This is a genomic window from Serratia sp. ASV30, from assembly GCF_016428815.1.
Classification (GTDB): domain Bacteria; phylum Pseudomonadota; class Gammaproteobacteria; order Enterobacterales; family Enterobacteriaceae; genus Chania; species Chania fonticola_C.
This window is the reverse complement of the sequence record NZ_JAELTL010000003.1, coordinates 131,228-155,830: the sequence shown is the minus strand read 5'-3', so window position 1 is coordinate 155,830 and position 24,603 is coordinate 131,228. Positions and strand designations below refer to the sequence as shown.

Below are 24,603 nucleotides of genomic sequence, written 5' to 3'. Positions count from 1 at the left end.
CCCCCCCCCCCCCCCCCCCCCCCCCCCCCCCCCCCCCCCCCCCCCCCTATTTTCAAGCAGAAGACGGCATCCGAGATGATACCTCCTGTCTCGTGGGCTCGGAGATGTGTATAAGAGACAGGATAAGACGCACGTAAAAATCACCTCCATTGATTTTAAATGTGGAAAAAAAGCATGCTATCACCAGGATATTCCCGTCAGCTATGTTTTGCCAAATGCCAAAATGGCGTTCGTACTCCCTCATGATCATTTAATTCCAGCTGCTGCAAGCGCTTTGGAAATTCATCCATCCAGATAAGTAGCAGCAATTTTCCCTGCGCCTGGCTGAGAGCGAGAGCGAAATGATAATGAATAAGATTACGGTATCTCTGCTAATCATAATACCGACGGCGATGGTTCATGCAGCAACCTACGTTGACACTATTCCCGCCCAGAACAACGCAAGGCAGGACCATATTTTCATGGTCAATATTAGCGAAAATGGGAAACATTTGCCCTCTCCTGAGCGGGTCATCATGAATGGGAGTGTGATTGCTCTGCCTACAGAGACTCTGGACAGCCTACACATTCGTTATGCAGGCTATCAGGTAAAAGATCACTATGTGGACATCAGCAAAATCAGCGGTGTCACCGCCATTTATAATGCCAAAACGCTGGAGTTGGCGATTGATATCCCTCCAGATTGGGTACCATTACAGCTCGTTAAAATCCCGGATCGCTGGAATTCCCCCTATTACGCTGAGAATGTAACTCCAGGCTTTGTTTTTGATTACGATATTTATGATGAGCACCCTCGTAACAGTAGTTATTTCTCTTCCTGGATGAACGGGCGCTACTTTAATCACTTTGGCTACGTGAATCTTTCCGGGCAGTATATCGATCTCCATCAAGGAGGGCACGGCTATTCCCGATTCAAGCGGCTGAATACCAGTTGGGTTTTCAATAATCGCAACAGTGCACAAAAACTGATACTTGGTGACATTCAAACCGATTCGGGCAATGGTTTTGGTGGTGTCTACATGGGGGGAATTCAGCTCCGTCGGGACTACACGCTACGCCCCGATATTGTCACTTATCCCTCTCTGCGTCTGAGAGGCACTGCTTCGACGCCCTCTTCGCTAGACTTTTTTGTGAATGGCTATCGTTCGGCCAGTTCTCATGTCGATCCTGGCGCTTATGTTATCAACAATATCCCTTTTATTAATGGTGATGGAACTATGACGGTAGTGACCACCGATGCGAATGGTCGGCAGGTCTCTAGCCGTATTCCTTACAGTATCCAGACTGACATGCTGCGTCCTGGATTAAGCGACTTCAATTTTTCAGTTGGAGCGCTGCGCTACAATTATGGTTGGCAGGATGATCAATACAAGAATATCGCCCTCAGTGGTACTTATCGCTATGGTATGACCGACCGCCTCACCGCACTTTCCCATATTGAGGGCGCGGACGGGTTGAAGATGATGGGGGGCGGAGTCCAGTTCAATATGAATAGCTGGGGCCGTCTTGATGCCACGGTTACCATGAGTGATGCGCAATACTCGCGGCGAGGTGCCAGAGAATACCTTGGTTACAGCAAACAATTTCAGCGCGCCAATATTAACATCAGTCACATCCGCTCAAGCGGCGGCTACCGGGATTTGGACAGTTTTGATTCTGATTACGGTAGTGCATTAGCCTCGGATCAGATCTTTGCTTCTTATGCACTTGGCGCTTCGCCTGGCGTCCTGGGGGCTGGGCTTATATATCAGCGCGATGATATTGGCATTACGCATAAAATAGCCAATCTGTCTTACAGTACCCTTGTCGCCAACCTTTTCAGTCTGTCGATTTCCTACAGTAAAGCCTTCTCTGAGGACCGGGCGGATAACTTTATGCTAGGGATATCACTTCCTTTCGGCAGTAATACCCGAATCGGTGTACAAAATATGCAGAGCAACAGTAACGCCAGTACGAATGTCGTTTCACTGACGCATAACTCCGGTTCAGAGCTAGGGGTTGATTGGGATCTGAATTATAGCCGCGAGAGAAATGCCGACATGGGCTATCGCGATATGTCTGCCACTTGGAAAACGCCAGCGTTCAGCGCCAGTGGTGGGGCATATGGTTACCGGGATCTGACGCCATGGGCTGGGCTGCAGGGGAGTGTGGTGTTTATGGATAAAAGCGTCTTTTTCACCAAAACGGTGGGAAATGCGTTTGTCAAAGTGGACACCTATGGCGTAGAGGGGGTCCCGTATTACCTGGATGGAGCCTTGAAAGGCAAAACGAATAATCAGGGGATTGGTTTTATCAGTGACGTCGTCCCCTATGAAAAAAATCTGGTCACGATCGATCCTTCCTATTTGCCTGAAGATGTCAATGTCACTGACGTGAGAAAGAGTTTCTTTGTGCCGGAAAACTCGGGTTACAGCGCGAAGTTTTCCCTACAAAACTTGAATGACCAAGTATTGCTGCGTCTTGTTCCGCCACGTGGAGTGACTTTCACATCAGGAAGCGAGATCCAGGATCAACATCACCATACCGTCGCGCTGTTGGGTAATGGTGACTTGGTTTCAATGAAAAGGCCGCGGGTGACCGAGGCTTACACGCTGGTTTCGGATGGACAAAAACGGTGTTCCTTCCAGCTTTCAGCAGAAAATAAACACGGCATTGAGGTAGCGACATGCGCACAATAACCCTGCATTTTCTTTTGCTGGCACTTAGCCTGACTTTTGTGCCTTCGACTTGGGCTATTACCATAAACTGGTCTAAGATCTGTGATATTAGTTGGACAGATGAAGTAGTCGATTTCACTGCGGGTGGGGCAGTTTCTCCGTTGGATCTGGCCGATACCCCACAGGATTACAGCCAAGCGGTTCATGTCTGGTGCGATCAGGCTCCCGATATCACCACCAAAGATGCTCAGCATATCGGGTTAGTGGTAGAGCAGCAGCATAATAGCGCGACTTCTTTTCTGGCCATGTCGGCAAATCAGGCGAACCAAAGTTTATTGCCCTTTGTCTTTTGCCTTGGTAATCATGGGTCCAATCTGCTTTGCGTCGATACGGTGAATAAAAAAATAACCTACAATTGGGGAACGGATGCATCTGTTCCTTCTCTGATGCCGCAGATTTTTCAGAAAGTCACCGATGGAGAAATGCCTGATGATTGTGCAACAAAGGGCACATGCGGTAAAGGTCGTATATGGCCTATCCCCAGTGGACCGTATGATTACGTTGCGCATGTGCATATCACCACCGATCCGAAAAAGATTGCCTTATCGCCTCCCATACCAGGAGCTTACTCTGATAACATTACTCTTCGTCTCAACGGGCAGGTGGCTTCTGGCCGCACCCTCATCCCTGATCTTGACTTGACCGCCGATAACAACCCGACGGTTACCTTGACGGCAACGCTGAAAGACGACTGCCGCATTATCAATACCCCCGATGTGCATTTTGATGGCGCCTTTTCATCGGAACTGACGCAAACGCAAGATATTACCCTGCGTTGTACTAACACGACGCCCTATACCATTAGCTTTCAGGGGGGGAACGACAGCATTGGTTGGCACCAGATGAAATCGCAGACCTCGGATACTTTTTTACGTTACCAGATGTATAAAGATGAATTACATACTCAGGTATGGGATGCAAATCAAGCCGCGGGGGAGGGCAATGGCAAAGAGCAAAAATTGAGAGTCTTCTATGCTACCGATCCATCACAACAGAATGTGCCGGCGGGGAGCTATAAAGATACCGTTACGATGACGTTATCCTATTGATTATTCGTACGTTGAATCTGGAATTCAGGAAAGGTTAATCTGGATGAGCAGAGAGCGTTTACTGGCATCCACCACTTACGGGGACATGTCCCCTAGAAGATTATTTCAGGATGAAAGGCAACAGGAATGGCTCAGTAGATTGCTCTAGTAGAGTGATAAGTTCGGGATCCATATATTGGTAGTCATCAGGTATATCGAGAACGTGCAGCGGCTTGTGTTCCAACAGGCGGCGATACTCGGCCACCAGCCGGTTTTTGTGTTTTTGCTCCATGACAAAAATCATATCTGCCCAGCGCAATAACTCCGGCGTCACCGTTTTAATAGCATGACGGCTGGTCCCGGCCGACCTTGCGGTCAGGCCGGGAGTCCGTTGCCATATACGTTCTGCGGTAGGGCTGCGCCATTGATTACGGCTGCAGACAAACAGCACATTCATGGTTATTCGATCTCATCGAGTGCGTTACGCCGGGCTACGGCGAGGGATATCTGCGGATACTCTATGCCTAATTGACTCGCTCGCGTTATTTTATGTGAGCGGGTGTAGAGCATTTTCCACCGCTTCTCTTTGGTGAACTTGGGTTGAAAATCCCCCATCTCACGGTGTTTGTTGCGTTTGTTATTAACCAGGCGCCAGGCCCGGCCACGTATGTCAGTCATGTTAATGCCTCATCGGTGTTATCGGGGTTCAGCAGCCGCGATAATACGAGAGGTAGTGCAGCAGCATCATATGCCGCCCGGTAATGCTAACATTTCGGCTATAAACAATAAATCGTCTTGATCCCCCAGATTGAAGTCGAGCGTACTGATTTTGCTTGGCTCCCTCGGCCATTGTGCTGATAGAGTGAGGAGCTGGAAAAGCGACAAGGAGGTTTCCCAATGAATAGGCCAACCTGGGAAGAGTTCAGTTCGCTCTTTGAGGATCCTAAGCAAACCAAAGTGAGCCAGGTGCAAGCATCGCTTATTGCGCGTCACCCGGACATTCTCAGTGGTTGTGGTCCTGAGGATGATTATCTTGATGTTTTCAGCAGCGTGTTTGACATCGCGCTGGATTGGACGGAGGGTATGGGCGTATTTCTCGAATACTTGGCGGAGTATTTGGGGCCTGACGTTTTGACCGTCGAGATTGACGATGATTATGAAGTTGCAACCGTTTGCTTTGCGGGGCGAGAGCACCTGTTTAACTGTTCCGAAGCGGGCAGTGAAATGTTTGACGCCGATTTGGAAAGATTGCAAAGGCTGATGAGAAGCCGCTATGTGTTCCGGTTATTCTTTCAAGGTGCGATCGACGATACGCTGAGATTCCTGGTGATCCCGGCTAATCTGTGGGAGCGGGCAGAAAAAGATTACGGCATGCAACGAACCTCGGCTTGCCTCATACCTTATGGCAGCTTGGTATCCCTTGAGGGCTATGATGCAACGCGTCGGTGGAAGGTGCCCTACAGCAAACTTAAGCTGTTCCAGTTTGCCATTCCTGTGTTGATGGTGCTCGGTGCCGGGATTGTGAGCTTCTATAATCCCCCCTCTGCGAATACATCAAGTGAGTTACCCACCTGTGAGAGTATGCAGAAAGTATTCGGTAAGCTGTCAAAATCGCAAGCAGAAGCGTTGATCGATGACATGCGGCGAAAAAATACCTGCAAGCCTTAACTTAAGCGATTTCAGCCAATCCAGATGATCAAGCAGAAACAGCGATCCTGGCGGTCTTAATTGTTTCACCCTCACACATTTTGCGACTATTCCGGATCCATCGCTATAGGTATCGGTGGTACAGTGGCGCGATTTTCATTCATTTGATGTTTTTTTGGCTGTTGAACGCCGAGGTGTGAGTATGAGTAAGTTTATTGCAGCGGGCCTGCTGGCCGTTTTACTGTCTGGGTGTGCTACCGAGTCGCCTTGCGTACCGGTCTATGATGACCAAGGCCGTCTGGTTCATACCAATACCTGTATGAAAGGCACCACCCAGGATAACTGGGAAACCGCAGGGGCGATTGCAGGCGGGGCGGCAGCGGTGGCTGGCCTGACATTGGGCATTATCGCGTTAACCAAATAGTGATTTTTTAGTCGGGGCGCAGCGTCGGCGCCCCGATCCTATTACTGCTGTTGAGCCAGTTTTTTGCTGTCACAGCCGGTACTCTTGCATTCCCGCTCTACGCTTTTCAGAAAATCGATACGGCTTTGCATGGTCTTGTTTGAGCAAGCGACATTGATCATGGAGTCGTCGCTACATTGACTGTCCCGATTTTTCAGCCATTCGATCTGCGACTGCTTCAGCGTCTGCTTTTGCGGCTGAGTCAGTAGCCCCATCACCTTTTTGTATTGCACATTGATCTCTTGATCCAACTGCACCATCTCCAATGCCGCGCAGTAGGTCACGTCATAAGGGGTACGCGGGCTGTCACAACCCCCGGCCAACGCTGTGGCAGAGACCAACAGCAGCGAACATCCCAAGATTGTTTCTTTAATCACTTTGCACTTCTCCGTGTTTGGTTTTGAACTGGCTACACAGTAAACCAATGCCCGCGTTTGCAATAGCCCGATCGAATACAAATATTCAACCGGGCTTATGCAGTGCCCTTACTTAAGTCTTAGCTCTCGGTTTGCGGTGTGACCTTTTGCTTATCGGAGTTCATACAGCTGTAGATCACCGGCAGCACCAACAACGTCAGCACGGTAGCGAAGCCCAGGCCGAACATGATCACCACCGCCATGCTCTGGAAGAAAGCATCGCTAAGCAGTGGGGCCAGGCCGAGTACGGTGGTAAAGGCCGTCAGCAGGATAGGGCGCAAACGCGAGGTAGAAGCGTCAATGATGGCCTCCAGGATCGGTTTTTCCTGTCGCTGTAACCCGATCTCCTCTACCAATACAATGCCGTTACGGATCAACATGCCGCTTAAACTCAACAGGCCAATCAGCGCCATAAAGCCAAACGGAATACCGGTTAGCAGGAAGCCTACGGTTACCCCAATCAAGGCCAGTGGAATGGTCAGCCAGATCGCGACGGCATTTTTCAGCGAGCTGAACATCAGCACGGTGATGATGAACATGATCACAAAGGCCACCGGCAGGCTGGTGAACAACCCGGCCTGGGCTTCCTTGGTACTTTCATAGTCGCCGCCCCAATTCAGTTCATAGCCACGCGGTAATGGGATGGCATCGATACCCGGTTTGATGCGTTGCAACAGTTCGGCAGAGGTTTCACCGCTCTGGGAGCTAGGATCGGCCTGAACCGTCAGGGTGCGTTTGCGATCCCGGCGCATGATCAGCGGATCTTCCCACTCGGTAGTAAAGCCGTTGACCACGTTGTCGATAGGAATAAACGCCTGCCGCGCCTGGCTCCAGATCATCACGTCGTTCAACCGTTCGGCATTCAACCGCTCCGAGTCCGGCGTTCTTAACACAATCGGCATTAACCGGGTTCCATCACGGTATAGGCCGACGGTGATCCCGCCAAAACTCATGCGCAGCGCACTGTCGATTTCGCGTTTATCCACCCCTAATTCACGGCCAAGATAATCCGAGAACTGCGGGCGAATGACCTTGCTGCGCTGTTGCCAGTCGTGCATAACGCCGTCGGCATTGGGGTCGGCGCTGGCGATGGTTTCTGCCTTGGCCGCCAGCGTTCGCAGCACGTTCGGATCCGGCCCGATAAAGCGCGCCTCGATGGAACTGTTATTCGAAGGGCCGAACATGATGCGTTTGGCCTGGGCGTTCACCTGGGGGTAATTGTTGCGTACGTAGCCCTCTATTTGGCCGATCATACCGGGGATCTGGTTGAGCTGTTTGGCTCGTACCATTATCTGTGCATAATTGGAATATTGCCGCTGCGCGTTGTAGGTGAGCATAAAGCGCATCGCACCCTGGCCGATGGTGACCATGGTATCGCTGACACCGTCTTGCGCCTGGATATGCTGTTCGATTTGGGCAGCAATCTTTTCGGTGTAGGCGATATCGGTGCCGTAGGGCAGCCAGAGATCGACGAAGAAGATCGGCGTATTGGACGGCGGGAAGAAGCTTTGGCGCACGTTGCCAAAGCCGATCACCGAGACGACCATCAACGCGGCCAGCACCCCCAACGTAATGGTGCGCTGGCGCAGCAGTTTGCCCAATAGATTGCGATAGACGCGGAACAGCCAACCATCATAAGGCGATTTGACCGGCTCATCGGGCTTTGGCTCGGCCATTTTCTGTTTTTCAAACGCCCATTTGGTGAATACCGGCGTCAGGGTCAAGGCGGTGAACCAGCTCAGCATCAGGGAGATCAGCAGCACCTGGAACAGTGACTTACAGTATTCCCCGGTGGCATCGTTGGATAAGCCGATCGGTGCAAACGCCAGAATGGCAATCACCGTCGCCCCCAGTAGCGGGAACATGGTGCGTTTGACCACGTTATTAATGGCCTGCAGGGTCTTCTCACCCTGTTGCCGCCCAACCAGCACGCCCTCGACGATCACAATGGCGTTATCTACCAACATACTTAAGGCGATCACCAGCGCCCCGAGCGAAACGCGCTGCAGCTCAATGTTGAACAGCTTCATGATCAGCAGGGTGCCAAGCACGTTCAGCGCCAGCGAGGCGGCGATCACCAGCCCGCTACGCACCCCCATAAAGATCAGCAGGGTGCCGACCACGATCAGCAGCGCCAGCAAGAAGTTCATGATAAAGCCGTTCACCGCGCCTTCTACTTCATGGGACTGATCGTAGAAAACGCTGATATCCATCCCGGCGGGGCGTTCGGCTTGCAGTTGGGCCAACCGGGCCTTGACCGCCTCGCCCACCACAATCACGTTCACATTCGGGGCAAAGGATACGCCGATGGAGAGCGCAGGCCGCCCGTTGGCACGGTAGATATTATTGGGGGAGTGGGTTACGCCCTGGCTGATGGTGGCGATGTCGCGCAGGTAAACGCTGCGCGGGCTACCCGGCTCGCTAATCAGCAAGTTACCCAACTCTTGCACGCTGGCAAATTCCCCGGTGGGATGCAGCCTGATCGACTCGCTGCCCACCAACAAATCCCCGGCGTTGGATACCACGTTCTGCCGGCTCAACAGATCGTAAAGCCGCTGTGGGATAATATTGGCGGCGGTCATCTGGGCGCGGGAAATCTCAATCTGCACCTCTTCCGGGATCACCCCGACAATCCCCACCTTACCCACGCCCGGCACCACCACTAACTCACGGCGTAGCAGCTCGGCAAAGTTGCGCAGCTCCTGATTGCTAAAGCCGTCGCCATATAGCGAGAAGAAGAAGCCGTACACATCGCCAAAGTCATCGTTCACTATCGGAGGGCTGGCACCGGGCGGTAACCGTATCGCGGCATCGCCAATGCGCCGGCGCAACACATCCCAGATTTGTGGCAGTTCGGCGGCACCGTATTCAGCACGGATATTTATGGTGATCTGCGACAGCCCCACGCTGGAGATGGAGGTGACGTTATCAATATAAGGCAGCTGCTGAATGGCATTTTCCAGCGGCAGGGTGACTTCTTCCTCCACCTGCTGGGCCGAAGCGCCGTCATAGCGGGTGACCACCACCGCAGTCTTGATGGTAAAGGCCGGATCCTCCAGCCTGCCGATGTTGAGAAACGCCAGCACACCGCCAATACCTAGCAACAGGATCGCCAGCCAGATTCGGGTGCCGTTGTTGATAAAATTCTCTGTCAGTTTCATTACAGACCTCGCTCACGGACCCAGGCGCGCACTTCCTGATTGGGGCGCAGTTCGCGAGTACCGGCGGCGACGATCCGTTCACCATCGGCCAGACCGGAGACGATCTGTATTCCGTTAGCGGTCAGTTGCCCGGTTTCAACCTGACGAGATTCCACAAACAGTTTGCCATCACGTTCCTTGATCACCCACACGTGGGGTTGATTGCGTGGGCTGTTATCCGGGTTAAATACCGCCTCGACGGGCACAATGACATTGGCCTTCTGCGAAGCCCCGGCCAGATTACCGAGGTTGATTTTCACGCTGCCGCTCATCCCCGAGAGCATTGGCAGATCTTGTGGGCGCGGCATGGTCAGGGTCATTTGATAAGTCAATGAGCCTGCGGTGGTATTGGTGGTGTGTTCTTTATAGCGGGCGGTAAACTCGCGGCCCGGTAAGTTGTTCAACAGAACAATAGGTTGGTACTGTGCATTGTTTTCATCAATCACAATGAACAGATTTTCAGGGATGCTGAATACTACATCCAGCGAATCCAGCGAGTTCAGGGTCGCTATCGGTTGGCCTGCCGGGATCACTTGATAGTTGCGGGCAGTGAGCGTGGCAATCACACCGGTAAAGGGGGCACGGATTTGCATATCGCTCACCTCTTCCCTGGCCAACTTCAAGGCGGCCTGGGCCGAATCACGCGCTGCGCGATGAACGTCCAGTTCGGCACGGGGAATAACATTGCGGGCACTCAGGGTGGCGAAACGATTGAATTGAGCCTGTGCCAGATCGAACGTGGCTTGCCGGTCACGTAACCGTAGCCGTGCGTCATTGCTGTTTAGTTCGGCAATCACTTGCCCCTGGTTGACTCGTTCCCCTTCGCGCACCAGCAATTGCTGCAGTTGCCCTGGGCGCTTGAAGGCCAGGTCGGTACGGTCACCTGCGATAATCCTGGCAGGGAAGATGCGTACTCCTTGCTGGGCACTGTTGCTAACCTCAAAAATGTTCACCGGACGGACGCTTGCGGGTTCTTTCGGCGTCTCTCTGTCACAGGCAGTAAGAAAAAGTGTGCAAAGCACAACGGCAACCAGTTTTATATTCACGATGCAATCTCTTAGGATCGGATTTTAGGGGGAGCGATGAGTTAACTCGTTGACCATATGCATCACGTCTTACCGCTCGTCTAGGCCAGCTCCGGCCTTTGTTCACGCTGCTGCGAGAACTTAATCTTGCTACTGTGACCGTAGGACACAACCACTTCGGATTTCACGCACTCCCGGCGCTATTCCCCTTACCCACTAGCGGACGTGCGCAACCCATATTGTTTCCTTCAGTTTCAACCACTCGTAGACTCTTCAAGCTTAGTATGCCGTTTGCCAATGTGAGTAAATTATCTTCAGTTGATGCCGTCGGCCCGGTTTTTGGCTATGGCTAATCTATCAACGCTAATGATTTCCCGACTAAGATAATGAGTACCCGCGGTGGCAGGATGCCGATGATGGTACGGATTAAGATGATTCCTGGTTATGATCTGAATCATTTTCCGCATTATTGTGTTGGCTATGATAAAAAGCCCATTGCCGTACACCTCGCGTTATCAACATTGCAAGTTGCTCCGCTTTCTCCTTCCGATTATTACCTCGTAATACCGTTTAGATTTTCTTTAATATCTTTCGTTCTTGAGGTGGGGCTGATTTTACGCTCAGGGAATTATCCTTTATTAACTATTGTTATTTTTTACGGTATATCTAGTGGCGTATTTTTTATTGTATTCAATCTTATCGTTTAACGAGAAACATCCTGTATTAGCGGTGTTATGATTTTTTTGTAATGTGTCAATTGCCACAAAAATTATTATTGATCTGATTTAAACGTCGGGCTATCCTTGGGTCATAACTCTTTTGAAAGAACGAAATAATTCAGTTTGACCTAATTTCTTGCGCTTTAATAAAGGTATGGTTAATCGTGCCTTTATATCAAGCGCAGGATTACTCTATCACTGATGATAGATGTTACTCGGGCTGTTTTTGTTTCACTTTTATAAAAAGGACGATACTGTGAAAAAAGTTAATACCTTAGATGCAGGTGCAATTGTTGGTGGTAAATGTAAAAGAGTCTGTGCTGTTGAGTATGTGGGTGGCGCTGGTGGTGCTTGCTATGTAGTCAGAACTTGCCTGGATAAGAATGGCCGAATTGTGAGTCAGACTAGCTCCTCTGTTGATCCTGCCAACTGCCCGGCTGGTCGACCGTAAGCTCTTCCTGAGTTTCAGGATATAAGTTTGGGCTGGTGCGATAGGATTTTTGCATCGGCCTGTTTGAAAATGGTGCTTATTGATGGACAGGGATGTAATGGCTGTTGGCTTGCCAACGGCGCTACGTGCTAAATAAAAATGGCTATCCCTCCGTTATAAGATCTCATTGGTGTGCCTTTTTTAGGATGTACGGTTTATGTTCAAAAGACCCCTGCTGCTTCTCATTTACACCTTGGCGATTATCGTTATTTCCTCGTTGATCACGACGGCCTATTTCCACTATTTTGTATTGAATCAGGGCATCGAACAGCAAGCTCTGGTTGCCGTCAGCGATGACGAGATCAAAAATAGCCCGATCAACGAGAGTAATACCATCGTCGAGATATTCTCTTACGGCTGCCACTACTGTGCCATAAACGAAGAGAATATTGCCAAGCTGGAAGCGCGTATGCCAGTAGGTACAAAACTGGTCCGCCTGCATCTCAATAATGCACAGAGCAATGGCCTGGCAAGTTTCGCCCCATTATTTGCCACCCTGACGGTGATGGGCATTGAACCGCAGCACCGTGAAAGTGCCTATAACGCCGTCATCAAACAAAAAAGCGATCTGAGTCATCCTCAACACCGTGATAGCTGGTTGGCGGAGAACGGTATCGACCTCGCGGCTTATCACGCTGCCAGTCAAACTCCGCAGGTCGCAGAGTTGCTGCGCTATATGACCACCGTGTCCGATCACTACAAAATCAACGCGACCCCAACCTTTATCGTCAGCAAGAAGTGGCTGGCCCTGCAGGATCGCGATTTCCCTGAGTTTGCCGATCACCTGCTGTCGCTGCTGCAGCATGATAAACCGCTGGAGCAATAATGCGTTTCTTTGCCGTGTGGGTTTACCTGGCATGGAGAGATGCCTTGGCAAAAGTCGCGCGGAGTTTTTTGCCGTTGCGCAGAGCACAGAACAAGACCGTTTGCTGGTTGCTGCGGCATGGTGATTATCGTTGGTTTCTTGGGCTGGCGGCGCTTAGCCGCTGGCTGCGGTTGAGTAACCGGGGGGAACGCAGGCGTGCTTTTGTGGCCGCAGCCAATAAGCAATGCCTGATTAACGATGGCCGCAAGGTGGATTTTGCCAAGATCAGTCAGCGGCGTCGCTTGCTGGATCTGGCCGCTGCCTATGCCGGTAATGCCCAGCTCCTGGCCCAGTTGGAGCACTGTCAGGTGCAGCTCAACGCGGTAGTTGAGCCCTTGCACAGAGCAGGGCAACCGGTGGTGCTTGCACCGCTGCATATGGTCTCTGACGTGCTGGCTGGCATGGTAGGGGCCGGGGTTTTTCCGGGGCAGGCAACGGTAGTGGTTTCTGCCAGTGCAGAGGTCTATCAGGAAAGAACGCGACAGCAAGCGGGAATTAACCTGTCTTACTGCTCTATCCATGACGATAACCGGGCGATTGCTGGTAATTTGACGAGCGCGATTATGGCGGCGGCCGATCATCAATGCAATATCATGATTTTCCCCGATATCTCGCCGGATTACACCGTCAATACCAATGAGGCAAAAACGGCGAAGCTCCGTTGTCGCCTGTTTGATCGCCCGGCCAACCTGCACAGCGGCGTTATTCGAATCGCCAGAGCCTTGTCTGCGCAGGTGGTCTCTTATTACCTGTATTACGATCAGGGAATAAAGATCCACATCTATCCGCCGATAGCGGCCTGCAACCTGAAAGCCAAACTGCCGGAACTGATTGAAACGTCGATCGTCAGGCACCCTGAAGATTGGCTGTTATGGCACTCACATTCGTTATTTTTTATCAATGAATAACCTGGAAATTGAAGAAGTCAGATCATGGAAAAGATAATCCCGGCGCTGGTGTTTCAAGGCGAAACGAATGAATGTGGACTGGCCTGCATCGCCATGATGGCGGAAACGCAGGGCATCAGTGCGCCATTGGAAAGCCTGCGTGAGCGCTATCCTGCCTCGCAGCACGGCACCTCGTTGGCCACACTGTGCGACATCATGGCTGAGCTGGCGATGCCCGCCTATCCCGTTGCCTTCGAGCACGGTGAACTGGCGGAAATACCGCTGCCCGCCATTTTGCATTATGGGGCGAGCCATTATGTGGTGTTGGCCTACCGTAAAGGTAATCACGTTTGCGTGATGAACCCAGGCATTGGCCAGCAACTGTTGCCTATTGATGCGCTAAAAATGGAAATCAGCGGTTATGCGTTGGTACTGGACAGTGAAGCCCAGCCTGACCCTCAGGCGTTGGCCAATGTTAAGCCCAGTAAACGCCTCAGTGCGTCCGATACCATGAGCCTGAAAGAAACCGCGCGTATCCCCGGTATTTACCGGCTGATGATACTGGCGTTTCTGATCTCTTTAACGCTGTTTATCATGCCGACGATGGTCAGCAGCGCCATCAATCAGGTTTTTTCCAGCGTAGGTGAAACCGACTTCCCTTACTTCTACTTCCTGTTGGCATTTGTCGTTTCGACCACGCTGGCCTTCGGCGTGCGTTGGATCACCGAGCGCTTTATCAAACGCTTTGTGGTGATCAACAGCGTGGCTGGATTCTCGCGCTTGCTCAGCAATTCGCTGAACTTCTTTGATAAACGCGCACCGGGCGAAGTCTTCAGCCGTTTTTCCAACTGGCAGATGGCGTCGGGGACTAAAATCGAACTGGATAACGGCCTGCGTACCGATTGGATCATCGGCGCTATCGCACTGGCGGTGATGTGCTACATGAGCCCGCTGCTGGCCATGGTGTCTGGTGTGGGGGTCACCCTGATGGGGTTGGTCAGCGTTTGGGCCATCTATCGTGACCGTTTCTACACCCAGCAGTTGCAGGTAAAAACCGCCGAGCAGAGCGACTTTATCCTGGAGAGTATTCAAGGATTCTCCACCATCAAGTCCGCCGGGTTGGACAGCCAGCGTAAAGGGATGTTCGCCAAGTTTGCTCTGGCGCTGTTTACCTGTCGCCAACAGCAGAAGATGTACGAGCAGGTCAAAAGCAGTCTGTATCAGTTGATCGGTAGCCTGGAGATGGTGTTCTTTATGTTGCTGGCGCTGCCGTTGCTGAAAAACGGCACTATCACGCTGGGTGAGTTCTTTGCCTACAGTTTTGTGCGTGAAATCTTCACCTCTTATATCACCAAGATTTTCTACTCCGTCCTGCAAAAGAACCAACTGCACGTGATTGATACCCGCGCCAGAGACTTGTTCCCGTCGCGGTCTGAACAGGATAGGGCGGAGGATGCGCTACCTGCCCCCATCCCTAAATTCACTTCGCAGTTACGTTATAAAAATATCGCCTTTGCCTATGACGCCCAGCAACCGGTATTGCACGACCTTTCCCTGTCGCTCAAACCGGGGAAAAGCATTGCCATTGTGGGTGAGTCGGGTGCAGGAAAAAGCACCTTGCTGAAGGTGATGACCGGCCTGATGACACCCCAGCAGGGGCAGGTGATTGTCGATGGCCAGCCGCTCGATTATCAGCAGGTGCACGCGTTGTTCTTCCTGCAAAGCCAGGAGGACATCTTGTTCAATGCCTCGGTGCTGCAAAATATCACCCTGTTTGATGAGAGGTTTGATGAGCGCAAACATCGGCAGGTCGAGCGCTCCCTTGCAGGGCTGAATCTGAGCTTGGTGATAGAAAAACTGCCGGGGGGGTTGAATGCCCTGATCCGCGAAAGCCATGCAGGGCTATCTCTTGGGCAACGCCAGCGTCTGCTGCTGGCGCGAGCTATGTACAGCGATCGTCCGGTGTTGGTGCTCGATGAGCCTACGGCCAACCTGGATGAGGAAACGGCGCACCAGGTGATGACCACCTTGCTGGCACATTGCCGCGAGCAGCATAAAACGTTGATCACCGTGACGCACAGCGAAAGCGTATTACCGATGTTCGATCGGGTATACCGCGTGAGTAACGGCCATGTGGTGAGCGTTGCCACGGAGCTTGAAGCGCCAGCGGCGTTAACCACGGCGATGAGTTAATGAAGTTGCAAATGTTTGGCATGGATAAACGCAGGCTAGTGCCGATTGCCTTGCTGTGTCAGGTGGTGTTGATCGGCACGATCGCCTGGTTCATCGTTGGGCCTACGCAGAATAATACCTATGACATCGAAGAGATCGCCCGTGGCGATATCGAGAAAACCGTGTTGGCCACCGGTATCCTCAAACCGGCTCTGCAGGTCAGCGTCGGTGCGCAGGTTAACGGACAATTGCAAAAGCTGTATGTGAAGCAGGGCGATCGCGTCACCCGAGGGCAACTGCTGGCGGAAATCGATCCGACCTTGCAACAGAATGAGTTGCGTAAATCGGAGGCTGCCTTGCAAAGCGCTCAGGCGCAGAAACAGGTCACCCAGGCAACGCTCAAGCAGTATCAGCAGGAGTTGAAGCGTCAGATGAAGCTGGATCGCGATGGTTCAGGCGTGAAAAGCGATCTGGAGAAGGCGCAGGCGCAGTACCAAACCCAGCTTGCCCAGTTGAAGGTCAACGATGCGCAGATCGTTCAGGCGCAGATGGAGCAGCAAACCGCGAAAGCCAATCTGGGCTTCACCCGCATCGTCGCGCCGATCGACGGTGAAGTGCTGGGGATCGTCACTAAAGAAGGGCAGACCATCGTGTCGTCACAAACCGTGCCGACCATTCTGGTGTTGGCGGATGTGGACACCATGACGGTGCACACCCGTATTTCGGAGACCGATATCCTGAAGGTGCGCGTGGGGCAACCGCTGTGGTTCTACGTTGTTGCCGATCCAAAACAGCGCTACGACAGCGTGATGGGTTCGATCCAGGAAGCCCCGAACGAAGCCTTGCAGGAAGGCAACTCGTCAGGTTCTGCCAATCAGCAAGCCTCGGCGGTGTATTACAGCGGCGTGTTTGCCATTGCCAACAGCAAACGTCTGTTGCGCACCTCGATGACCGCCCAGGTCTTTATTATCACCGAACAGGTGAAAAATGCCCTGCGCGTGCCGGTGGCCGCCTTTGGTGAACAGCAGGGTAAAGATCGTTATCAGGTACAGGTGATGAACGGTAAACAGCTTGAATCACGCTGGATCCGCATCGGTCTGAACGACCGCCAGTTTGCCGAAGTGAAAGAGGGGCTGAAAGAGGGCGATCGCGTAGTGTTGGTGCAGCATTCAGCCGGGAGTGCTAGCAATGGTTAAGTCATCCGCTCCCTTGATCGCACTGCGCGGCATCTCTCGGCATTTTGTCTCCGGGTTGCAGACCGTGGCGGTACTGAAAAATATCACCCTCTCCATTCAGCGTGGCGAAATGGTGGCGATTATCGGCGCGTCCGGCTCGGGGAAATCCACGCTGATGAATATCATCGGCTGCCTGGACAAGCCCACACAGGGCGAGATGCAGATCAAAGGTATCTCCACCCAACTCGCCAGCAGTGAGCAGTTGGCCCAGTTACGCAGCCAGTACATCGGGTTTATTTTCCAGCGTTATCACCTGATGCCTTATCTGAGTGCTGCCGAAAACGTCGCCGTTCCCGCCCTGTATACCGCGATGCCTGCGGCAGAACGCGAGACGCGGGCCGAATACCTGCTCACCCGGCTTGGGTTGCAGCACCGGATGGATTACAAACCGGCACAACTCTCCGGTGGGCAACAGCAGCGCGTCAGTATTGCGCGGGCGTTGATGAACGGGGCGGAAATTATTCTGGCCGATGAGCCGACCGGTGCGCTCGACCGTGCCAGTGGCCAGGAACTGATGGGGATCCTGCACTCGCTGCACCGTTCGGGGCATACCATCATTATCGTCACCCACGATCGGGACGTGGCCAATCAGGCGCAGCGCATCATCGAAATCAGCGACGGCGAGATCGTGGCCGACCAGCGTAATGAGGTGCTAGTCCTACAGGAAACCAAACCTGCGCTGCCGGTTGCCGCGGCTACCGGGCGCAACCCGTTTTGGCCGAGCGTGCAAGAGGCGGTCAAGATGGCCTGGCGTGCGTTGCTGGGGCACCGAGCAAGGGCCTTTTTGTCGATGTTGGGCATCATTATCGGCGTCTCTTCCGTGGTGTCGTCAATGGCGGTGGGTGAGGGCGCTCGGCAAAATATACTCAATGAAATTAGCCAATTGGGCACCAGCACGTTAGATGTTCGCCCCGGCCTGGGGTGGGATAAACCGCGTCCGGACCTCGCCCGCTCGCTGACGGTGGCTGATGTTGAGCTGTTGGAGCACCAGCCTTATGTCGACAGCGTGTCGCCGGTGGTCAGCAATACCGTGGCCGCAGTGCGCGGTGGCAAAGAGGCGATGGCTTCGATTTCCGGTATCAGCAACGCCTATTTTCGTGTGCAGGGCCTGAATTTCCTTTCCGGCAACGGCTTTACCCGGCGCGATCTGGATGAGCGTGAGCCGGTGGTGATCATCGATCCGGAATTACGCGACACACTGTTTGAGCCGGATGAAGTGGCTGAGGGCGGGATCGTTCAGCTTGCGGGTACGCCTTACCGGGTGATCGGCGTTGCCGAACGTAAAGGCGGTAAATACAGCGGCATGATGTTGGGTGCCTGGATGCCTTATACCGCGGTGCTGGAGCGCATGTCCGGCGATATGCCGATCGAGTCGATTATGCTGCGTGTGCACGAAGGGACTTCGCTTATCGAAGCACAGGGGCGCGTCGAACGGCTGTTGGAACAGATGCACGGCCGGCGCGACTTTTTCACCCAGACCAATGACCAGATGACCAAGGCCATCCGTAAAGCCTCGGATTCCATGACGCTGCTGATCACCGCCATTGCCGGGATTTCTCTGCTGGTGGGTGGGGTTGGCGTGATGAACATCATGCTGGTGTCGGTCACCGAACGCACCCATGAGATCGGCATACGCCTTTCGGTCGGTGCGCGGCCCGCAGACATCATGCGTCAGTTCCTGATTGAGGCGATGGTGATCTGCTCGTTGGGCGGGTTGATCGGCATTATTGGCTCCGGGCTGGCCGGGGTGATTTTCTCCCTGGTGACGCAGGAGTTCACCATGATTTTTACCTGGCCGCCGCTGGTGCTGGCCTGTGGGTTCTCGGCGTTGATCGGCCTGGGTTTTGGTTTTTTCCCGGCGCGCAACGCGGCGCGTCTGCATCCCACGGAGGCGTTGGCGCGCGAATGATGAAGAGCAAACTCCCTCTACTACTGTTGCCCCTGCTGCTGAGCGGTTGTGGCTCGTTGACGAAAAGCGACTATCAGCGGCCAATGCTGTCAGTACCTGCCGAGTGGCGGATGCAGCAGACCGGGAGCGATTTTCTGCAACACACCGAGCATTGGTGGGATAACTTCGACGATCCGCAGCTCTCCGTGCTGATTGGGCGGGTGCTGACCAGCAACAACGATCTGGCCATTGCCGGGCTGCAACTCCAGCAGGCGAGGTTGGCGACCGGGCTGAAGAATACCAACTTGACGCCAACCGCGACGGCAAACGGCGGGGTCAGTAATAGCAAGAACCTGCGACAGAATACGAACTCCACAGAGTCTTACAACAGCGGGCTGGAGCTAAGCTATGAATTGGATTTGTGGGGCAAACTGGCGCGAACCAGGGAGCAGGCGCAGTGGCAGGCTGAGGCCAAGGAACAGGATCGGCAAAACACCGCGCTGACGCTCATCGGCAATACGGCGCAGTATTATTGGCAGATCGCCAACCTTAATCAGCAAATCAAGCAACAGCAGGCGGGGCTGGAAATTGGCCAGCAGACGCTGGCGATGGTGCAATCCCGTTATGACGCCGGTGCCGCCGGGCAACTCGACCTGCAACAGGCGCAGCAATCGCTGATTAATCGTGAGAACACTTACCGCACGCTGCAACAACAGCGGGAAGAGAACCGTAATGCGCTGGCGATCCTGTTCAACCGTTCGCCCACCGATCGTCAGGCCGAACGCCCTTCCCTGGATATCAATCAGGAAGTGCCGGTAGCGAGCGCTTTGCCGGTAGTCGTCATTGCTCGTCGGCCTGATGTGCAGGCGGCAGAAAAGAACTTGCGTGCTGCGCTGGCAGGGTCGGATGTGGAGCGCTTGAACTTCTATCCTACGCTTTCGCTGAGTGCTTCACTCAATGCGGGCAGCACGATTTTTCAGCAGTGGTTCAGTAACCCGAGCAGAAGCTTGGGGAGCAGTGTTGCTTTACCCTTCCTGAACTGGAATACCGTGCAACTGACCATCGAAATAGCCGATTTGGACGTCAAGCAGGCGGCGATCACTTTCCGCAGCCAGGTCTACAACGCGTTGGCCGACGTGGATAACGCCATGTCGCAACGGCTTAGCTATCAACAGCAAAAAATCAATCAACAACGCAACCTGCGGCTTGGTCAGCAGCGTTTGGCGCTGGCCAACAGCCAGTATCAGGCCGGTGCGGTCTCTTTCCAGACCTTGCTGGAGGCCGAGGATGCGTTATTGACCATTGAAAGCAATTTGTCAGATCTGCAGTACAACTACCTCAATGCCACCATGAAGCTGTGGCTGGCGTTGGGCGGCGGTGTGGAAAAAGACGGTGATATAACAGGATGAGATCATGAATAGAGATGTTTTGCCACGTCGCGTGGTGGTTACAGGCTATGGTGCGGTCACGCCATTAGGGATGGATACCGAGCAAAGCTGGGCGGCGATGATGGATTACCGCTTGGGTTATCGCTATTACGATAAATCTGCCGTGGGGATCCAGTCGCATTTTTTGGGGGTGATAGACGACGAACCTGACTTGAAAGGGGTGCCTGCCGCGATCCGCCGCCGTTTGCCACGCTTTGCCCGGTTAGCCTTGGGGGCGGCCCGCGAAGCAATGGAGATGGCTTTCCATGGGGAAAGCCCGGCGGCCTATTACGATCTGCTGGAGTGCGGCACCATCATCGGCAGCGGCTGGGCGGGCCAGGATGAAATACAAAACAATCATGAGGATTTTTTGCGTGCAGGACTGGGTTCACCCTTTGGCTGTTTCCTGTCCATGCCGAATGTCGCGACGGCCGCCTGTAGCCTGTTCTGGGGCCTGCGCGGCTATCAGAATAGCCCGATTGCGGCCTGCGCCACCGGAACGATCGCCATTGGCGATGCGTTTGAGGTGATCCGCAGTGGCCGTGCCTCGATGATGCTGGCTGGGGCAGGGGAATCGTTAAGCAGCGACACTGCCGTCTGGAATATCGATGTGCTGCGTGCTTTGACGAGTGAGCAGGACGACATCAGCAAGGCCTGTTGCCCATTCAGCCTCGATCGCAACGGCTTTGTCCTTTCCGAAGGTGCTGCCGTGTTGTGCCTGGAAGAGCGCGAAGCCGCACTGGCACGTGGGGCAACCATCCTGGGGGAAATCAAGGGCTACGGCAATTACTCTGATGCCTTCGACTTTACCGCCCCGGCGGAAGACAAGATTGCCCGGGTGACAACCATCCAGCACGCCTTGCGGCAGGCCGGGGTGACGGCGGAGGAGATTGACTATATCAATGCGCACGGCACCTCTACGCCCCTCAACGATCTGAATGAAACCCAGGCGATCAAGCTGGCCTTCGGTGAGGCGGCCTACAGCACGCCGCTTTCCAGCACCAAGTCTTACTCCGGGCATCTGATTGCGGCGGCCGGCAGCTTTGAATCCATCATCTGCCTGCAAGCGTTACAGCATCAACTGATGCCCGCCACCTGTCACCTGAAAAATGCCGATCCGGAGTGCGATCTGGACTACGTCAGCGAAGGGCATCGCCCGGCACGGCTACAGAACATCTTGAATCTGAGCTTCGGCTTCGGCGGCGCTAACGCGGCGTTGGTTATCGGGCGGGCATGAGCATGATCTTCAACTACACCTTGGGCGATGCCGAGGAGTGGGCCGCCTTTTCCGGCGACTACAACCCGATCCACTTTGATCTGCAACACGTACGTAAAATGGGAGCCGATCAACTGAGCGTCCATGGGATGCGTGCGATGCTGGATATGAAACGTCATCTGAGTGCGGTGTTGCTTGCGACTCCGTTGGAGCATGACTTTTATGTTTTCAGCACCCGCATGCGCCGACCGGTGCTGTGCCAGACGCCGTATCACTTGCAGATAGCGGGTAACGGCAAGCAGATCACCGGTGAATTGCGGGATTGCGCCACGCAGGAAAGCTGCTTCAGCAGCAAGCTGGCCCCGGCCAGATCACTAGACTTGGTGGCTTGCGATCACGAGCATGCGCTGACCGTTAACGAGGTGATGGCACTCTGCCAGCCGTTCCCGGGGCAGGCATCGGAGATCACCCAGGCGTGGAGTTTCTTTGACGCCCTGCTGTTCCAACTGCTGGTGAAATCCCCGGAAACCTTGGCGGCGCTGACGACGGCGCTGCCGGAGCTGCAGGCCACCACGCTGATTGAGGTGTTTGCCCTGAGCCCAGTGGTACAGACACATCATGAGACTCACTTCAGCGCCCGATTATTCAACCCAGAAACGCTTTTTGCACCCGAAGATCGGCTGTACTACTGCATTCAGCCGATGCTGATCATCGGAAACAAAAGCAGTGGATTGGTGTTACGCACGGTGATCGAGGCCAGAACGCAGTGGCATCCGCTGCTCGCGACTTCCATCACCTTGAAAATATGGCCAATGGCCGATCATTAACATAGGGATATAACCATGGAAAACTACCAACAGGTTTACGATACCGTCACGGAAATGATTTGTGATGCCAAAGATCTCGAGAGGGCCGATCTGGCACCAGAGATGCCCCTGCATCAGTTGAAGCTGGACAGCCTGGACTATGTGGAGCTGATGGTATTGGCCAAACGCGAGTTCGGGGCAACGCTCACCGCAGAAATGTTCATCAATCAGCCGACTATGACGCTGGGTGAGCTCTGTCAAAACCTGGCCGATGCGCAAAAGTAATCCCATGACTAAACAATGGGTGTTGGTGACCGGTGGGAGCCGGGGGATTGGCCGCGCATTGGTGGAAGAACTGGCCAAGCAATGGAACGTGGTGTTCACCTGCCGTCACGCTCAGTCAGCCAGCACGGCGGTGATTGAAGCCTGCTCGGGTTTGCCGGGTTGGGTGGAAAGCTGCGTCTGTGACGGCAGTGACGAGCAGGCGGTGAACGTTGTGGCTCCGCCGTTGCTGGCACGCCTCGGTGCACCTTTTGCGGTGATCCATAACGCCGGGATCACGCTGGATGATTTGCATATCCAGCAAACCGGTGAGCGCTGGCGGCAGGTGATCGACACCAACCTGAACGCCATATTCTACTGGAACCACCACCTGCTGCCCGCCATGATGGCGCAGGGGGAGGGGGCGATGGTGCTGATGTCTTCGGTGACGGGCATCAAGGGCAACACCGGGCAAACGGCCTATGGGGCCAGTAAGGCGGCGATGATCGGCATGGGGAAATCTCTGGCGCTGGAAGTGGCCCGTTTTGGTATCCGGGTAAACTGCCTGCTGCCCGGGATTATCGAAAGCGAGATGACGCAGGCCATTCCGCCGGAGGCGCTGAAGGCGCTGCGCAAGCAGATTCCTCTGCGCCGCCTGGGCAAAGCCAGCGAGGTGGCGCGTACCACCGCGTTTCTTATCGGTGATGACAGCCGTTATATGACGGGCCAGAGCCTGATCCTTGACGGAGGTTTTACCGTCTGAACGCGTTAATACCTCCTGTATTATGTTGGGGCACTGTCTATCGGTGCCCTTTTTTATTGCCGTACATTCCCGCGAATATATTCAGGTCCGTTTGATTTTCAACCCACTCATATACGTATTTTCCGATAGATATGCCTCTTTGTATAGTTTTGGCTTATGTTTGACATTTATTTTATATGTTTTTATTTTGGGATTATTCTCTAATGGAACCGCTGTAGGAAGCCTCTCTACTCAACGTCCCATTTGGCTGTTGGAGATGGGTGTTATTCAATTTTTCATCTGGGTGTTTATATTTTGTATTTATTAAATTCATCCTGTTGTTATTATGTTGCATAATTTAACCTTGATGCTTTATTAACCTACAGCTGAACTGAACTACTGATTTTAATCTCATTGTTGGCTAAGTTGCGTTAGATCATAAGCAATTAGCATTGTTCCATGACCAGGCTGTTTCGTGATTACTTATCGGCTATACTCCACTTAGGATCCAGGATGTTATCCGAAGGTTGGGGGCTAATGCTCCTGAGCGTTGTTGTGGAAATAAAAGGGAGGAAAAATCCACATACTTTTGGTGAAAAGTCAAAGAGGTATTATGACCAGTCGTAAACATTTAACGCCTTCCGAAGTGGAAAAACTGCTAGAGGCAACGCTGAAAGGCAAGAATCCAGAACGTGACTACTGTTTGATTTATATGTGTTTTATCCATGGTTGCCGCGTGAGTGAAATCAATAGCTGGCGGCTATCAGATATCGATCTTGAAGGTGGCAATATTTATATTCATCGATTGAAAAACGGCTTCTCAACGGTTCATCCTTTGTATGTGCGCGAGCGGAAGTGTTTACAGCGTTGGATGGCCAAGAGAAAACATTATCGTGGTGCGGATAGCGAGTGGTTGTTTCTTTCTAACCGGGGATCTCGTTTATCACGTCAACGTATTTATTGGCTAATTCGTAATTACAGTGAGGCGGCCAATCTGGAGGTCAATGCACATCCTCATATGCTGCGTCATGGCTGCGGTTTTGCCTTGGCGGACCGGGGAATTGATACGCGTTTGATTCAGGATTTTCTTGGCCATAGGAATATTCAGAATACGGTGTTATATACGGCAAGTAATGCCAGAAGGTTTAAGGAAGTATGGTGATTGAAGTATGAGGAAATATGTCTAATGAGTCACTTTGAACTAAATTGCAACATACTCTAAGGATACTCAAAAATAATGTCAACACTAACTATTCAATAATCCATCTTGATTGATAAATGCATTAAATAACAACGATTTAAATAATTGCTGCCCTAAAAAAATCCCATCCAGCCTTAAGTGTTTTCTTACTTAAACACCTATAAAAAGCCAAGTGCAAAACCTGCCTGTTTTATATCC

21 protein-coding genes are annotated in these 24,603 nt (G+C 52.9%); 16 read left to right on the top strand and 5 right to left on the bottom strand.

All coding sequences use genetic code 11. The features are described 5' to 3' along the window. The first annotated feature begins 347 nt into the window (after positions 1–347). On the top strand, positions 348–2,678 hold the full coding sequence (locus tag JHD74_RS02250; protein WP_199061505.1) for a fimbria/pilus outer membrane usher protein: 2,331 nt from the start codon (positions 348–350) through the stop codon (positions 2,676–2,678). Then, positions 2,666–3,766: a spore coat U domain-containing protein gene (locus tag JHD74_RS02245; protein ID WP_199061502.1), complete on the top strand. Its 1,101-nt coding sequence runs from the start codon at positions 2,666–2,668 to the stop codon at positions 3,764–3,766. The genes JHD74_RS02250 and JHD74_RS02245 overlap by 13 nt, the downstream gene beginning before the upstream one ends. A gap of 100 nt (positions 3,767–3,866) precedes the next feature. On the opposite strand, the gene JHD74_RS02240 is transcribed toward JHD74_RS02245, so the two are convergent. Together JHD74_RS02240 and JHD74_RS02235 are read right to left on the bottom strand one after the other, a co-directional pair. Next, on the bottom strand, positions 3,867–4,202 hold the full coding sequence (locus tag JHD74_RS02240) for a low molecular weight protein tyrosine phosphatase family protein (RefSeq protein WP_098929884.1): 336 nt from the start codon (positions 4,200–4,202) through the stop codon (positions 3,867–3,869). A gap of 2 nt (positions 4,203–4,204) precedes the next feature. Next, positions 4,205–4,423, bottom strand: coding sequence for a hypothetical protein (locus JHD74_RS02235; protein WP_199061500.1), 219 nt, complete (start codon positions 4,421–4,423; stop codon positions 4,205–4,207). 219 nt (positions 4,424–4,642) lie between these two features. Here JHD74_RS02235 and JHD74_RS02230 point away from each other — a divergent pair, with 219 nt between their 5' ends. Then, on the top strand, positions 4,643–5,413 hold the full coding sequence (locus JHD74_RS02230; protein ID WP_199061498.1) for a hypothetical protein: 771 nt from the start codon (positions 4,643–4,645) through the stop codon (positions 5,411–5,413). 181 nt (positions 5,414–5,594) lie between these two features. Then, positions 5,595–5,816 carry a hypothetical protein gene (locus JHD74_RS02225; protein ID WP_021179822.1) on the top strand — a complete coding sequence of 74 codons (222 nt, stop codon included), beginning with the start codon at positions 5,595–5,597 and terminating at the stop codon, positions 5,814–5,816. A gap of 41 nt (positions 5,817–5,857) precedes the next feature. Here the strand turns inward: JHD74_RS02225 and JHD74_RS02220 are convergent, their stop codons facing one another. From JHD74_RS02220 to JHD74_RS02210, 3 genes are all read right to left on the bottom strand, one after another. Beyond that, positions 5,858–6,232 (bottom strand): lysozyme inhibitor LprI family protein, encoded by a 375-nt coding sequence (locus tag JHD74_RS02220; RefSeq protein WP_024484999.1) that lies wholly within the window; start codon positions 6,230–6,232, stop codon positions 5,858–5,860. A gap of 119 nt (positions 6,233–6,351) precedes the next feature. Continuing rightward, a complete protein-coding gene (locus JHD74_RS02215) occupies positions 6,352–9,432 on the bottom strand; it encodes an efflux RND transporter permease subunit (protein ID WP_074029757.1) in 3,081 nt (1,026 codons plus the stop codon). After that, positions 9,432–10,517: an efflux RND transporter periplasmic adaptor subunit gene (locus JHD74_RS02210; protein WP_024531045.1), complete on the bottom strand. Its 1,086-nt coding sequence runs from the start codon at positions 10,515–10,517 to the stop codon at positions 9,432–9,434. Before JHD74_RS02210 ends, JHD74_RS02215 begins: the two co-directional genes overlap by 1 nt. 392 nt (positions 10,518–10,909) lie before the next feature. Between JHD74_RS02210 and JHD74_RS02205 the strand changes: the two genes are divergently transcribed. From JHD74_RS02205 to JHD74_RS02145, 12 genes are all read left to right on the top strand, one after another. Beyond that, on the top strand, positions 10,910–11,203 hold the full coding sequence (locus JHD74_RS02205) for a hypothetical protein (protein WP_199061494.1): 294 nt from the start codon (positions 10,910–10,912) through the stop codon (positions 11,201–11,203). Between the two features lie 659 nt (positions 11,204–11,862). Next, positions 11,863–12,531 (top strand): DsbA family protein, encoded by a 669-nt coding sequence (locus JHD74_RS02195; protein ID WP_024531047.1) that lies wholly within the window; start codon positions 11,863–11,865, stop codon positions 12,529–12,531. After that, a complete protein-coding gene (locus JHD74_RS02190; RefSeq protein WP_199061492.1) occupies positions 12,531–13,478 on the top strand; it encodes an ABC transporter in 948 nt (315 codons plus the stop codon). Before JHD74_RS02195 ends, JHD74_RS02190 begins: the two co-directional genes overlap by 1 nt. A gap of 24 nt (positions 13,479–13,502) precedes the next feature. Beyond that, on the top strand, positions 13,503–15,650 hold the full coding sequence (locus tag JHD74_RS02185) for a peptidase domain-containing ABC transporter (RefSeq protein WP_199061489.1): 2,148 nt from the start codon (positions 13,503–13,505) through the stop codon (positions 15,648–15,650). Continuing rightward, entirely contained in the window at positions 15,650–16,825 is a 1,176-nt protein-coding gene (locus tag JHD74_RS02180; RefSeq protein ID WP_074029762.1) for an efflux RND transporter periplasmic adaptor subunit, read from the top strand. Before JHD74_RS02185 ends, JHD74_RS02180 begins: the two co-directional genes overlap by 1 nt. Continuing rightward, positions 16,818–18,773: an ABC transporter permease gene (locus tag JHD74_RS02175; RefSeq protein WP_199061480.1), complete on the top strand. Its 1,956-nt coding sequence runs from the start codon at positions 16,818–16,820 to the stop codon at positions 18,771–18,773. Before JHD74_RS02180 ends, JHD74_RS02175 begins: the two co-directional genes overlap by 8 nt. Continuing rightward, the gene (locus JHD74_RS02170) at positions 18,770–20,161 is read left to right on the top strand and encodes an efflux transporter outer membrane subunit (RefSeq protein WP_370592609.1); all 1,392 of its coding nucleotides are present in this window, start codon (positions 18,770–18,772) and stop codon (positions 20,159–20,161) included. Before JHD74_RS02175 ends, JHD74_RS02170 begins: the two co-directional genes overlap by 4 nt. A 4-nt stretch (positions 20,162–20,165) precedes the next feature. After that, a complete protein-coding gene (locus tag JHD74_RS02165) occupies positions 20,166–21,416 on the top strand; it encodes a beta-ketoacyl synthase (RefSeq protein ID WP_199061478.1) in 1,251 nt (416 codons plus the stop codon). Further along, positions 21,413–22,222 (top strand): MaoC/PaaZ C-terminal domain-containing protein, encoded by an 810-nt coding sequence (locus tag JHD74_RS02160; RefSeq protein ID WP_199061475.1) that lies wholly within the window; start codon positions 21,413–21,415, stop codon positions 22,220–22,222. Before JHD74_RS02165 ends, JHD74_RS02160 begins: the two co-directional genes overlap by 4 nt. A 15-nt stretch (positions 22,223–22,237) precedes the next feature. After that, the gene (locus JHD74_RS02155) at positions 22,238–22,486 is read left to right on the top strand and encodes an acyl carrier protein (RefSeq protein ID WP_199061473.1); all 249 of its coding nucleotides are present in this window, start codon (positions 22,238–22,240) and stop codon (positions 22,484–22,486) included. A gap of 4 nt (positions 22,487–22,490) precedes the next feature. Then, complete coding sequence (locus JHD74_RS02150) at positions 22,491–23,225, top strand: SDR family NAD(P)-dependent oxidoreductase (RefSeq protein WP_199061471.1); 735 nt, start codon at positions 22,491–22,493, stop codon at positions 23,223–23,225. Positions 23,226–23,817: 592 nt separating this feature from the next. Further along, positions 23,818–24,366: a tyrosine-type DNA invertase gene (locus tag JHD74_RS02145; protein ID WP_021179836.1), complete on the top strand. Its 549-nt coding sequence runs from the start codon at positions 23,818–23,820 to the stop codon at positions 24,364–24,366. Positions 24,367–24,603: the final 237 nt, after the last annotated feature.